8 protein-coding genes are annotated in these 13,670 nt (G+C 42.2%); 5 read left to right on the top strand and 3 right to left on the bottom strand.

Annotated elements, in window-relative coordinates:
- Positions 1–6: 6 nt before the first annotated feature.
- Together ACKWCA_RS17210 and ACKWCA_RS17205 are read left to right on the top strand one after the other, a co-directional pair.
- A complete protein-coding gene (locus tag ACKWCA_RS17210; RefSeq protein ID WP_413979449.1) occupies positions 7–2,403 on the top strand; it encodes a GumC family protein in 2,397 nt (798 codons plus the stop codon).
- Positions 2,404–2,577: 174 nt separating this feature from the next.
- Entirely contained in the window at positions 2,578–4,218 is a 1,641-nt protein-coding gene (locus tag ACKWCA_RS17205; protein WP_413979448.1) for a glucosamine inositolphosphorylceramide transferase family protein, read from the top strand.
- Positions 4,219–4,234: 16 nt separating this feature from the next.
- Here ACKWCA_RS17205 and ACKWCA_RS17200 read toward each other — a convergent pair whose 3' ends face one another.
- Together ACKWCA_RS17200 and ACKWCA_RS17195 are read right to left on the bottom strand one after the other, a co-directional pair.
- Positions 4,235–5,131 carry a hypothetical protein gene (locus tag ACKWCA_RS17200; protein WP_413979447.1) on the bottom strand — a complete coding sequence of 299 codons (897 nt, stop codon included), beginning with the start codon at positions 5,129–5,131 and terminating at the stop codon, positions 4,235–4,237.
- A 357-nt stretch (positions 5,132–5,488) separates the two neighbouring features.
- Positions 5,489–6,814, bottom strand: a complete 1,326-nt coding sequence (locus tag ACKWCA_RS17195; RefSeq protein WP_413979446.1) for a hypothetical protein — start codon at positions 6,812–6,814, stop codon at positions 5,489–5,491.
- Positions 6,815–7,067: 253 nt separating this feature from the next.
- Here ACKWCA_RS17195 and ACKWCA_RS17190 point away from each other — a divergent pair, with 253 nt between their 5' ends.
- Positions 7,068–9,152, top strand: coding sequence for an alpha-L-fucosidase (locus ACKWCA_RS17190; protein ID WP_413979445.1), 2,085 nt, complete (start codon positions 7,068–7,070; stop codon positions 9,150–9,152).
- Between the two features lie 23 nt (positions 9,153–9,175).
- On the opposite strand, the gene ACKWCA_RS17185 is transcribed toward ACKWCA_RS17190, so the two are convergent.
- Positions 9,176–9,307 (bottom strand): hypothetical protein, encoded by a 132-nt coding sequence (locus ACKWCA_RS17185; protein WP_413979444.1) that lies wholly within the window; start codon positions 9,305–9,307, stop codon positions 9,176–9,178.
- Between the two features lie 609 nt (positions 9,308–9,916).
- Here ACKWCA_RS17185 and ACKWCA_RS17180 point away from each other — a divergent pair.
- Positions 9,917–13,231, top strand: coding sequence for a hypothetical protein (locus tag ACKWCA_RS17180; RefSeq protein ID WP_413979443.1), 3,315 nt, complete (start codon positions 9,917–9,919; stop codon positions 13,229–13,231).
- A gap of 14 nt (positions 13,232–13,245) precedes the next feature.
- Positions 13,246–13,653 carry a hypothetical protein gene (locus tag ACKWCA_RS17175; RefSeq protein ID WP_413979442.1) on the top strand — a complete coding sequence of 136 codons (408 nt, stop codon included), beginning with the start codon at positions 13,246–13,248 and terminating at the stop codon, positions 13,651–13,653.
- Positions 13,654–13,670: the final 17 nt, after the last annotated feature.

Here is a 13,670-nt window from a genome sequence, read left to right as displayed (position 1 = left end):
TATCGAATGAGAGAAAAACCCCATATAGCAGACTTTAAGGAGAATGATAAGCCCATTACCATCACGGATTTACTTTCCAAATACTTTGCGTATTGGCCATGGTTCGTAATCAGCTGTATCGTATTTGTTGCATTAGGGTATTTTTATACGACCTATGCTACAAAAACCTTTACTACCGTAGCCAAGGTCAAGATTTTAGATGATACGCAGCGATCGAATATTATTCCTAATGAAATCGTGGTGGCGAACCAGGCCATGCGGCTCAGTCTTGAAAACCACGTAGAAGTACTGAAATCATATCGATTATTGGATAACGTCGTACGGGAATTGAATTTGGACGTCGAGTACCATGAGTTTGAGAACTATTCGTACCGACGTATATTCAAGCCTCCTTTTGTGGTGAGCAAGGCGATTTCAGAAGATGCTCTAAGAAAGCCCTTGAAGTTTGAACTTTACTTGAGTTCGTCAAGCTTCATCATTACCGATGCGAAGGGAAAGCGGCATATTCTTCCGTATGACAAGGGAGATTCGTCTTCTAGCGATGACTTACCGTTTACCATCAATCTTACAGAAATCGCAAATATCAAAGACTATAAAGACAATAAGTACAAAATAGTCTTAAATCAAGCCAAACAGACGACCATTGCACTATCGAACGACTTAAAAATAAGCGCATCACAACAGTTGAGCGAGGTGTTGACACTGACCCTCCTTGGGGAAAGTAGAGAACTCTCCGAAGCCATATTGAATTCCATAGTGACCAATTTTGATCAAGATGGAGTTACCGATCGTCAATTAGTTGCCAAACGGACCTTAGAGGTTATCGATAAAAGATTTATTAATTTATCGGAAGAGCTGGATTCCATTGAAGCCGGAAAGCAAGACTTTAAGAAGGCTGAGAACCTCTCTTTCATTCAAGAGGATGCAAACGTCAGCCTGCGAAGAAAGTCGGTAGCTAATGCAAGACTGGCTCAATTAAAAACGCAAATATCGCTATCAAAGCTGTTGAAAAGGACCGTATCGGAGGAGATTGCCTACAACTTACTGCCCGGAAATATCGGATTGGATAATAAAGGGTTGAACGAACTGGTCACCAAGTATAACGAAATGGCAAGAGAACGACAGAAACTTGTCGTTACCGTTGGAGCGAATCACCCGAGGTTAAAGGCGCTGTCCGAACAGTTAGAACTTGGCAAGCTAAATATCTTAAATTCGGTCAATGTTTACGAATCACAATTAGACGTTTCGTTGAGGCAATTGAATCGAGAGCAGGAAAATGCCGGCTTCTCGTTTTCGAGACTTCCTGAGAAAGAACGTATGCTTCGGTCGATCGAACGCCAACAGAGTATCAAGGAGAATCTCTATCTCTTACTTTTACGAAAAAGAGAAGAAGCCGCCATCGAGTATGCCGCTACCTCTCCGACAGTTAAGGTAATCGACTACGGGGTGACCAATACCAAACCCATGTGGCCTAAGGCCACGATTGTCTATCCATTGTCCTTGTTTTTGGGACTTTTAATGCCGTTTCTAGTGGTTTTTTTACGGGCTACCCTTGATACGAAAGTACACGGTAGACACGACATTGAAAAGAATAATCCGGAAATACCGGTACTCATAGAGATCCCATATTTCAGTAAGGAACGAAGTTTCGCAAATGTAAATGACCGTTCTACCCTCGCGGAGTCTTTTCGCATATTGAGTACCAATACCGATTACCTGCTTTCTTCCGAAGATGTAGATGACGGCAAGGTGATTTTTGTCACATCTTGTGTAAAGGCTGAAGGAAAGACCTTATTGGCCATGAACTTGTCTTTGGCCTATGCCAGTATGGGAAAACGGGTACTGCTCATTGGGGCGGATCTGAGAAATCCCCAACTGCATACCTATTTTGGTCTAGATAAGAATATTCCAGGTTTGTCCGATTACCTTATCAACCCCAGATTGGGTTTTGAAGATTGTATTAACGAAGGATTCGATGACAATACTAATCACAAAGTATATCTAAGTGGAGGTATTCCAAAAAACGCACCCATACTTTTATCGGGTAAGCGATTCGGTGATTTCATGGCAAAAGCCAGAAAAGAGTTTGATTATGTAATTGTAGATACGGCTCCTACCATGTTGGTTACCGATACGCTGTTGATTTCAAAATATTCCGATATTACGCTCTTTGCCGTACGATCTGGGTTTACGGACAAAAAGTTATTGCAATTTTCGAAGGAGTTGAACCGAACCAAAAAGTTACGTAATATGGCCTATGTTCTCAATGCAGTAGGTCAGGTGAAGGGTACCGAGTTCAATTATGGCTATACCTATGGATATGACAGCAGTACACCAGTCAAGCAACCGTGGTATAAGAAAAAAGTCAAAAAGAATAATGGGCCTCTGAAAAAATCCGCTTAAAAGGGGAGTAATGACTATCCTATTTTGACGGCATGGCAAGTGCATCGAAAATCATCCGAAATTCATGATGATGTATACGCGTGCGCTTCGAATTTCCTGATATATTTATGAAACCTTAATGAGGTAGTGCTGCTGGATCGCTCGCCTTTTTTGTCAAAACAAGATCATTTCGCCTTGAATAGTAGAATAGGAATTTTAATCGATGATTTTCATGACCTTAGCAATTGGCAATGGCGTATAATCGAGGCGGTTTTAGATGAGCCCACCCTTGAATTCACCCTCATACTTCAGGAAAATAAAACCCAAAATCAAGTAAGACACAGCCCGATCAGGGATTTTTTCACAAGATTTAGCCCAAATCGGACGTTGTTCAAAATTCAAAAATATATTGAACAGCGGGTATTCTTCAAGGCTGTTTTTAGTGTCGACACGATCGAATTACGCACTCGTTTGGCATCGGTCCCGACAATTGAGATCGAAGGGCAAGACAGTTCGAAATACGATGAAATCACAAAGACGATTATTGAACGACTACAACAAAGCAATCTAGATCTTATCATCAGTTTGGATTCGCTTTGCGTACCTGTTCGCCTTGCCGAAGGGGCTAAAAATGGTATTTGGTCCTTTTGCTTTGGAAGTCCAGTTGGAGCGCACTATAGTCCCATTGGTTTTAATGAAGTAGTACAAAAAGAATCATCAATTGAATGTAGGTTGATCTCCTATTCTCCAAATGGCCAAATGCAATTGATAGACCATGCCTTTTTCAATCGAGGATGGTCTATGGTAGAAACCGCTACCATGGCGAGCGAAGGAGGGGTTTCCATACTTCTGAAGAACTTTAAAAAACTTCGGCAAGGGTATAACTACCCTAGTTGCCCCCACGGGCAGGTCAAATATAAATACCCGTCACTGTTTCAAGTGATGAGGTATATCACCACATTCTATATCTCCCTATGGGACAAATTAGAGCGGCGTATGGCCTATCGACTTTGGGGGCAACGCCATGAATGTTGGTCGGTCTTCATAGGTAAGGGTAATTTTCTTGAAGGTACTCCTCATGGTCTCAAGCCTTTGAAAATGGCAAAAGACGAATTTTGGGCCGATCCCTTTTTATTTAATTATGGGGGTGAGGACTACGTGTTCTTTGAAAACTACTCTTATAAAACAAACCGAGGTAAGATTTCTTGTGGAAAGGTAGATGGGCATCAATTGTTGGATATCGTCGATGTGCTTGATTTGGAATACCATCTTTCCTTTCCGTTTATTTTTGAAGAAGATGGTGTCATTTATCTTATGCCGGAAACTTCCGAGAATAAAAGGTTGGAGATATACAGGGCCCTTGACTTTCCGACCAAATGGGAGCTTGCTACCACAGCCTTCGAGGGTGAACAGGTAGCCGATGCGTTTTTCTTTGATGATACCCAAAATCAAAAATGGTTGTTTATCAATAAGCAAATGGCGGAGACTTCACCGTTGAACAGCGAGCTGTTCATTTATAAAGTAGATTCCGTAGCACTGAATACCATACTGCCACATGCGCAAAACCCCGTGATCATAGATGCTCGCGTCGCACGTAACGGAGGAGCGATATTCGAATATGAAAATGAGTACTATCGACCTTCACAAAGAAATACCGAAGGTGTCTACGGCCGCGCTTTGAATATCAACAGAATCAAGAAGTTGACCCTAGAAACCTATGAAGAGGAAAATGTTCGGATTGTCGAGCCCGATTTCGACAAAAACCTGATGGCAACACACCATCTACATCAAACTGATAAATTGTTCGTCTTTGACGCCGCATATAAGGCCAAATAGGAGACCGCATAGCCATTTATTCAGGTAAACCATTCCAGATTTCGATATCATCGACCCATTGATGCATAGGGTGCGAATTTCCGTAAACTTGAGTCAAGATGATAAAATCTAGATTGTCGGAGTTTGTGGTGGTAGCACCCGAGTGCTCTGCAATCAGTTCACCATTCACCTTCATCGAAGCGTACCCATCAGAGCTGTCACTCCATTTGATGTAGTACGCTACTTGAAACCATTCGTTCGTGGGTACCGGAATATCATAATTCTCTATCTGCCATATTGGAGTGGTAGGACTCGTATCACCTTGAAAAACCCAATGTTTAATACCTTGGGCATTGGTTTCCATAAAGGCGATCATTCGAAAGCCATTCATGGAAGTACCGTAATTATCGGTTTTGTACTCCCATATCGCGCGCCATTTATCGGGTCCGACCAGTGCCGAATCATCGGTCTTCATCCGATAACTGATATAGAGCTCTTCTGGGTTTTCGGCAATGTTGTTGATTTGATAGGGGGTTTGGGTTGCTAGAACGTCGTAGTTGACGCGCTGAAATAGGGCTTTTGTTTCTTGACCATCGTGTCCGATGACCGTATCGATGCTATTGTCGATGGCAGAGCCTCCATCGTCGTCTATTTTATGAATGCCGCTGAAATTCGAACCGAGTATGCGTATGGGCCAAGAGTATCCGGTGGTTAGGTCTTTACCTCTGATAATCTCGTAATCGGGCCAGAAGTCGCTTTCAAACCCTTCCTGCGGCTCACTGAGGTAGGTATCGCTTTCAAAACCCGAACTGAATAAAAGGACCCCCGGAATGGTCTCCGCTGCTGCGGAAATTGGTTCTGTTTGCAGCGGATTATCCGATTTGCCACATGCACCAAATACAATAAGAAAAAGTAGGGGTAGTATGTTTTTCATTCTCTTGATATTCAAATCAAATTATAGATCGGAATCCAAAAAGTGTAAAAGTTCACTATTGATTTAGACGACCCGATGACGAATACCTATCATCAGTTCCGATTTAAAAAAAATTATTGGATGTTCATCTATACGTGCACATCATATTCGTTAATCGGCTGGGTACCTTTTCAATGAGGGAATAAAAGTAAGCAAATTTGTGAGCTTATTTGAACTAGGTCTACGAGAGTTTGGTAGAATTCCTAGATTATGTGCATGTCCTTCTTGACGGCAATAGACCGAAGGATTTGGAAATCATAACCTATTCCTAGAACGGAAATCAAAAGCGAAGGTCATACCATGGATCGGTTTTAAGGGCTACTGTCGTTGCGGTAGGCCGTCCCAAATTTCAATATCGTCTACCCATTGGTGCATTGGATGCGAATTTCCGTATACTTGGGTCAACATGATAAAATTCATATCATCTGAATTGGCCGTTGTGGGTCCGTGATGCTCCCCGATAAGTTGCCCATTTACTTTCATAGAGGCATAGCCATCCGCTCCATTGCTCCATTTGATGTAGTATTCCACTTTGAACCATTCGTTTAAAATAAGCGGCACGGAGGTATTTTTAGCTTGCCATACCGGAGTTTGCGGACTCGTATCTCCCTGAAACAACCAATAGGGTTTACCTTCATAATCAGTGGCCATAAAGGCGATCATTCTGAACCCATCTTTGTTTGACGCATAATTATCGGTTTTATATTCCCATATCGCACGCCATTTATCAATGCCTTTTACCCCCGTATCATCCGTTTTCATCCAATAGCTCATATAGAGCTCTTTTGGGTTCTCTTTGATATTATTGATTTGATATGGGGTTTGAGTGACTTGAACATCGTACTTGACCTGTTGGAACAAAGCGGATGTACGACCGCCTTTTGGTCCACCGGTTTCTTCTATTCTATTCGCAATGGCATTTCCACCACCATCATTGACACGATGTATTCCACTGAAATCAGATCCGAGAATTCGCATGGGCCAGGAGTGTCCGGTGACTTGGTCGGTACCGGAAAGGTATTGGTACCCATCTTTAGGAGCGCTCAAACGAACTCCTTCAAAACCGGAACTAAACAAAAGGTTCGCGGAGGCATTATCCGTATCGTTTGAATTTGAGTCGTCGTCTTCGCCTGGTTCGGTATCTGTCGTATCTTCTTCTTCTTCTTCGGAAGTGCTCTCTTCCTCCGAGCTCATATCTATGACCAATTCTACCGTGCCGATTTCAGTACTGCTGGTTTCATCTTCATGGTTCACTTCGGTAGTATAGGTAAACGTGTCGGTGGTTTCGGAATCTTCTGTGTTCAAGGCATCATTATCCATCTCGGTTGCAGAAGCATTTTGAGGGGTGTAAATAATAGTTTGTTGATCATCCCCAAGTTCAACAGACCCATAAATGGGATCTGAAATTGCGGTAATATGAACGTTATCGTCAGGGTCAAAACTATCATTTGACAAAACGTCCAAGATAACCTTAGCATTATTTTGGATGACAAAACGGTCGTCCACGACAGTTGTCTCAATGACCGAATCATCCGAAAGAGCAAGTTCGGTCAACAGATCGCTGTCATTAGTGCATGATACACTAAGACATATATGGAATAGCAGAATGAGTACCATAATGAAATCGTAGCAACGTGTTTTCATTCGAAGATTAAGTTTAAAATTCAGATGTGCAAGCTTGGGGCTTGTAAAATAATCTTGGCCACCGTTTAATCGATGAAAAGACTTATTTTTAGGGTGAAGAACTGCATAGAGCCTTCATCTGATGTACGTCTTCGGTGTCTGTGGAAGACGGTGAGGATTCGATTTTTCGATGTATTACATCTTTTTTTAACAAACAGGCTATTTGGTTCTCCGTCGGTTGTCTTTCGGATTTCGCTTCAAAAAACGATATGATATGTTTCTACGTCTCTTTGCGCTTAGCTCTCTTATTTTGGGATTTTCTTGTTCCGAGATTCCCCCATCACCGATAGGCCCTATACCTTCAGAACGTCATCTTGCCTGGCATGAACTGCAGTACTATGCATTTGTTCATTTTAATATGAACACTTTTACCGATATGGAGTGGGGCACAGGCGGTGAGTTGCCCAATCAATTTGCCCCATCTGAATTAGATATACGGCAATGGGCCAGAGTAGCCAAAGAAGCGGGCATGAAAGGTATCATCATTACGGCCAAACACCATGATGGTTTTTGCCTATGGCCGACCAGTACTACGGAGCATTCGGTAAAGAACTCCCCTTGGAAGGAAGGTAAAGGCGACCTAATCAAGGAGTTGTCGGAGGCATGCGCCGAGTACGACCTTAAGTTCGGAATCTACCTGTCTCCATGGGACCGTAATCACGAGGCTTACGGAAAGCCTGAATACGTGGCGGATTTTCATCAACAACTACGGGAGTTGCTCACGAATTATGGGGAAGTTTTTGAAGTATGGTTTGATGGGGCAAATGGCGGTTCTGGGTATTACGGAGGGGCAAATGAAACCCGAAAAATCGATAATAGAACCTACTATGAATGGGAAAAGACCACCGAAATCGTTCGTGAATTACAACCCAATGCGGTAATTTTTAGTGATGGGGGTCCCGATATACGTTGGGTAGGTACAGAAGAAGGATGGGCGAATGAGACCAATTGGAGCGTCATGAGAAGAGACGAGATTTACCCAGGTTGGCCAAGATATGTAGAATTGCGTTCCGGTCATGAAGATGGCACCCATTGGCTTCCCGCTGAAGTGAATACATCCATTCGGCCCGGTTGGTATTACCACCCCCGGGAAGACCATCAGGTCAAATCATTGCCACGATTGGTACGGACATATTACGAATCCATCGGACGTAATGGTAACTTTTTGTTGAACCTTCCGGTAGATACGCGAGGCCTGGTTCATGAAAACGACGTGGCAAAGTTAATGGCCCTGAAGAAGCAGTTAGATGCCGATTTCAAGGTAGAATTAGCGCAAAGCACCAAGCTGACCGCCTCTAATATCAGAGGTGGTGATATGACATATGCCCCCACCAAAGTCAACGATGGGGACAATAGTACCTATTGGGCAACCGATGATGGAGTGACCAAAGCGAGTCTGACCTTGGAATTCGAGAGGCCGACGGAGGTGAACCGAATACTGTTACAGGAGTATATCCCGCTGGGACAACGTGTGAAGAAATTCAGTATCGAAGCTGAAATCGATGGGGAATGGACTACCCTTGACGAGCAGACCACTATAGGATACAAGAGAATTTTACAGTTCAATACGGTTAGAACAACTCAAATGAAAGTGAATTTTCTGGAAGCGAAAGGCCCTATTACTATTTCAACCATAGCATTGTATCGGGCACCTAGTTTTTTAGTAGCTCCACAACTGAAACGAAATAAGGCCGGAATAGTGACACTCTCTGTACCCGACCCTGAGGTTGAGATGTACTACACCTTGGATGGAAACGAACCGTCAAGCCAAACGTTGAGGTTCACTGCTCCGATACCTGTAGAATCCCCAGTAACCTTAAAGGCCATCGGATATGATTCTCAAAGCGGGAAATCAAGCGAAATCGAAATCTATGAGTTAGATCTACCAAAGAAGGAATGGAAGGTGATATCGAGTAGTTCTGGAGATCTCACGACGGCCGAGTTTCTTATTGATGAAGACCCTGATACGTTTTGGGCGACCGACGAAAAAGTAGATGCCCCACAGGAAATCGTGATCGATCTTGGAAATCAAGAGGAGTTACGCGGTTTTACCTACTGGCCCATTCAAGAGCGCTATCCTTTTGGGATCATCACCAGCTATGCGTTCTCGGTAAGCAACGATGCCCGCAGCTGGACTACCGTGGCAAACGGTGAGTTTGCGAATATTGTCAATAGCCGATTAATGCAGAAGGTGACATTCTCCCAAACAAGCGGTAGATATATCAAACTAAAGGCCCTAACTGTTGACGGAACGGGTTTTCAAGCCTCTTTTGCCGAGGTGGGCGTGATTACTAGATGAAACGAACTGCAAATGGCTGTTTCTCAAAATCCGCTGTTGTAGGCGATTATTTTGGTAATGAAATAGATGGATATGGATAGTACAAAACAGCTGATTGCCGCTAAGGTATCGTCTTTATTCAATTCTCTTTTAAACTTAAGTAGTACTGTTTTCATGACGTTATTTTAGACTACAAAATTCAGTGTAACCGTGTTCAATACCCAAATTATTTGATAAAGCGTAGCAAAGAGCGATGAATTGTGAACAGGGTAAGTTTGGACGAAAAAAGCCGTTTTTGGTCGAAATTAGCATAGCGTATGGTAGTGATATTCCTTTTAGGTTCAAATAATCCATTTTAGAAAAGACGCACTAAACATTTAGCTTTTTTCATGGTTTTATTTTTTATTCTTTCAAATTATTAATAATTTTCCGACATCTCCCCGAAGATACGTATCAAATTCGCCTATTATCATGGGTCGCGTTTCTTCCCCCTCCGACCGGTAAAATGGCATTTGATTAGCACGGTAACATTTGTTGAACCCAATTAAATCAAGTTCATCATGTCAAGGCCTATGATCGATTTACATTGTCACTACCCTTTGAAAACCTTTTCTGGACTACAGAAATGGCAAAACTAATGCTGGACTTGCGCCAGAGCAGGTTTCGGATATGATTTTTCCGATAACATAGTCCATTTTTAAGGAGTTGTTATACCAATGCCTATTTAATTGTGATGCAATTGTATACTGAATAAATGATTGAATACCCAATAAACAACCGTTACTATGTACACCAAAAATACCATAAGTACGTCTCATGTTAGCCCGGCACACCTGTATGCCCTTTTTGGATTAACCATAGTCATGTGGATTACCGCCGATTATTTTCGGATACCCGGTATACTTACCCACCCCCAATTCACCGAAGCTATCAGTCCAGAATATCTCAAAGAGCTTATGGCAAAGGAGCCCAGGATCTATATATCGTACCATCTGTTTTTTGTGATTGATTTGATTTGGGCACCCCTATTGCTTTGGGCACTTTGCAAGTATATGCTAGGAAAACTATGGGAAAAAAACCGCAATCCGAACCGCGGCCTATTTCGCACGCTTTTTCGAATATTCTTGACAATGGCCCTGGTAGCATATGGGCTTGATGTTGCCGAAAACACGTATTACTTATGTTACCGAAAATATAATGAAGATTTGGTACTGGCGAAGAATATAGCGTATGGTATGGTTTTGCTTAGTGTCATTCTCACCTATCTTCATTACACCTTTAGAAAGTACATCAAGACTATAGTGACCTTTATAACCGCTTCAACCTATAGCCTGATCATATTGGTCGTCTTGGGTTCTTTCCTACCTCGTGCGCCGCAAGTCAATTCAATTGTGGTAAATCTATATGAGAGACCGGTGGAATTGGCGATTCTTTTTCTGGTGGCTCCCACTTTTGCGGTGGTTTTGGCGCACTATCCAAGCTATTTCAATATCGATGAAAAAAAACGCAGTTGGTTCATGGGCGATTGGCGTTTGGGTCTTGTAGGTATCGTTTTCTACAAATACAAAAAAGCCTATAACAACGATGATAGCGGAAAGCGAGAAGATCAAGTCAATTTTCTCTATCGCATATTGGGAATTCTTTTCTATGTCGCCTTGTTCTATATTTTGGGATATACTTCGGAGGTGAATTTCGGGTGGCAGTTTCAGGTTTCCAAAATTGCGATTATAATGATGGTGGCAGGTATTGTTCTTCTTTATGTGCTAAAACGACGAAAAGATGCATGGTTTGACAAAGTAGCTCCATATTTGGAAAAGAGATTTCCCGGCTTCTATGATGGGGACAATCCTTCGGACCCAAAAAACCTAACTGCCGATGCAACGAACGAGTGTAAGGCGACCAATGAAAAGATAAAACCCCACATCTTGGCGGATCTTTTTAGTATTCGCCAATCGGTAATCACCTTTTCAGTGATTTTTGGCTTAACGGTTATTGTACATTTCAGCCTCATACTCTATTTGTGGTTTTGTGAGGATTGCCGCTATACCGAACTTACCGCCCACTGGAGCATGGCCTGTATTCTACTACAGATGATTTCATATATCTATTTCCGAACCTTCAGATCGACTTTGCGCTTCGTATTCTATAAAAATACCAAGGCAATCAACAATGCCTTCTATATTTTAAGGGAGATCGAAACGGCCAAGACCGAAACCGGGGTCATAAACAAGGAGGTCAGTTTAAGTGTTTCCTGTAAAAAAGAACACATTAAAGCGTTCTTTGAAGATATTGATTTTAAGCCTGTTAAACCTAAAAAAGGCTTTAAGAGATACCTTGTTGCAATTCAGATAGGGTATTACAATTTTTTAAAATACTTTTCTTTTGGCGCCTTGAGTAACAACGTGACCTTTCTTCAATCGATGACCGTTGTAGGCTTTCTGAACGTCCTCATTTACATCGGCATCAATATTTTTAGTGAGTGGGCTACAAGAATTAACTCTATTTTGATTATTCTCTCTGCACTTTTCTTTTTCTATGGCACCTTGGTAGTGCTCACAAAGAACTTCATCTATTATAAGTATTCGGAGGAAAGCGAGGCTTGGGACAAACGAAGCCGGTACAATTTCTACTTGGTGCTTGGCTTACTGATGTTAGTGGTTTTGAACAGGCTTAAGGCAGAAATGCCCAATAACTTGTTCACCTTGCCCTTGGTGGAGCGAAATATCGCTAATGAAGAATCCCTGGAGAATTACGTGAAAGGGTTATCCAAAGATCAAGTACGCTATTATATTGCATGTTATGGCGGGGGAATGAAGTCAAATGCTTGGACGATGACCGTACTTAAGGCACTTTACGACCAAGACCGTGATTTTTTTAAAAAGACCGTCGGCATATCCGGTGCTTCAGGGGGTACCGTTGGCTTGGCGAATATTGCGGCCATAATAAACGCCAATAGTGATAATGACCAAGCATGGGATAGCATTATTGAAAAAATTTCCACCGAAAACATGCTGTCGCTAGATCTTACCCATACGTTGGGTAGGGATCTCTTTAATCATCTATTGGTTCCCCGTTGTACACTTACCGGTAAGGATCGTTCCTCAAAAGCGATGGCACTATATGCAAAAATGACCAATAATGCCGATGAAGTGTGCAAACCAACTCCATATCGAGCGTTTTGGAAAAAGCTGTATCATAATCAAGGAAAGCAATTCCCTATTTTGATTTCCAACTCTACCAATACCATGGGAAATGCGGGAATGGCCGTAAGCGTACATGTGTCCGATACCATAGCCGAAAAAATCCTGTACCACGATTCAGATAACGTTTTGGAAGTACGGAAAACGGAATATGACTTAGAGGGAAGAAAAGAAAAAACCAAGGCCTTGACCTTGAGTTTTTTTGACGCCGTATCGACCTCAAATCGTTTTCCTTTGATAAGTCCGGCGGCGAAAATCGAGACCAAAGGCCATTTCAATGACGGTGGTATTTATGACAACTCAGGATTATTATCTATATGGAAGTTGTATCTGGCCATTGATTATTTAGAAAGACGCGATAGCACAAAAAACAAAGGTCAAAAGAATGTCTTTATCAGTATTGTCAACGATAAGGACCAATATATAAAGAAGCGCGTGGCACGCTCAAAACTGAATATCAACTCCAGCAAAGTCAATGAAAGTACCGAATTAAGTGCTATCCTTAATGCCGTGGCCGCAACGGAAATGGTACCGATCTATGTAAAATCAGAATTGGGGTTATTGGATGTTTTTGGGCCCAATGTTGTTTTCTATAGTATTTACCTTCCACATACTTTTTCAGTAGCGGATGTAAAGCGAATGTATGGGGAAGAGCTTGATTTGAACAAAGGGAAAAACTTGAATGATACACATAGGGAGTTATATAGAATCGTCGAACGGAACAACTCCGACATTAAGGATTCGTTGAACCAGAAGTGTCTCTTGTTCGGGAAACCGGTAATCGAGCCGCCCATGAGCAGGGTCATGGCAGAACCGGCTTATGAATTCATGAAAGTCATGTTGGATCACCAGATGACAAAGGATGTCATGCTGAAAATAAAAGATAGTAACAAAGAATAGTTTAGACGATAGATATGTGGAATGTAATACTTATTGTACAAGAGGCAACGAATTCAGAGAGTTTTCTAGATCGGGTGATCGCTGCTTTGATCATTCTTTTAATACTCAGTCTGATCAATGAGAAAGTGGTTGATCTCATTCGGAGATATAGCGAGATACCCTCTTCAATAAATAGATTTAACTGGCTAAAGCATATTAATAAAACACATACAAGTGACCCTGAGATCGACAAAAAAAAGAGTAGGGAGATCAGCCTATTGGCGGTACTCATAGGCATTGTGATAGCCCTTCTTTCAAAAGCCAGTCTGTTTGATCTACTTAAAGACGGGGCAAAGGACAACCTTTTCTGGAGTAGTGATGAAACGGTGCACGGGCCACTAGCTTGGTTTATAGTTGGAATCGTGCTCACTGGGTTTTTCTAAGTTTCGGCTCTAGGTTT

The organism is Maribacter corallii (assembly GCF_047345415.1).
In the GTDB taxonomy this organism is placed as follows: Bacteria; Bacteroidota; Bacteroidia; order Flavobacteriales; family Flavobacteriaceae; genus Maribacter_C.
Note: the sequence above shows the minus strand (reverse complement) of the source record. Positions and strands in the feature narration are given on the sequence as shown.

What these genes read in the sequence shown, in the direction of transcription:
- ACKWCA_RS17210 (WP_413979449.1), top strand. Translation starts at nt 7, where the DNA reads ATGAGAGAAAAACCCCATATAGCAGACTTTAAGGAGAATGATAAGCCC.
- ACKWCA_RS17200 (WP_413979447.1), bottom strand. Translation starts at nt 5,131, where the DNA reads ATGAAAAACATACTACCCCTACTTTTTCTTATTGTATTTGGTGCATGT.
- ACKWCA_RS17195 (WP_413979446.1), bottom strand. Translation starts at nt 6,814, where the DNA reads ATGAAAACACGTTGCTACGATTTCATTATGGTACTCATTCTGCTATTC.
- ACKWCA_RS17190 (WP_413979445.1), top strand. Translation starts at nt 7,068, where the DNA reads ATGTTTCTACGTCTCTTTGCGCTTAGCTCTCTTATTTTGGGATTTTCT.
- ACKWCA_RS17185 (WP_413979444.1), bottom strand. Translation starts at nt 9,307, where the DNA reads ATGAAAACAGTACTACTTAAGTTTAAAAGAGAATTGAATAAAGACGAT.
- ACKWCA_RS17180 (WP_413979443.1), top strand. Translation starts at nt 9,917, where the DNA reads ATGTACACCAAAAATACCATAAGTACGTCTCATGTTAGCCCGGCACAC.
- ACKWCA_RS17175 (WP_413979442.1), top strand. Translation starts at nt 13,246, where the DNA reads ATGTGGAATGTAATACTTATTGTACAAGAGGCAACGAATTCAGAGAGT.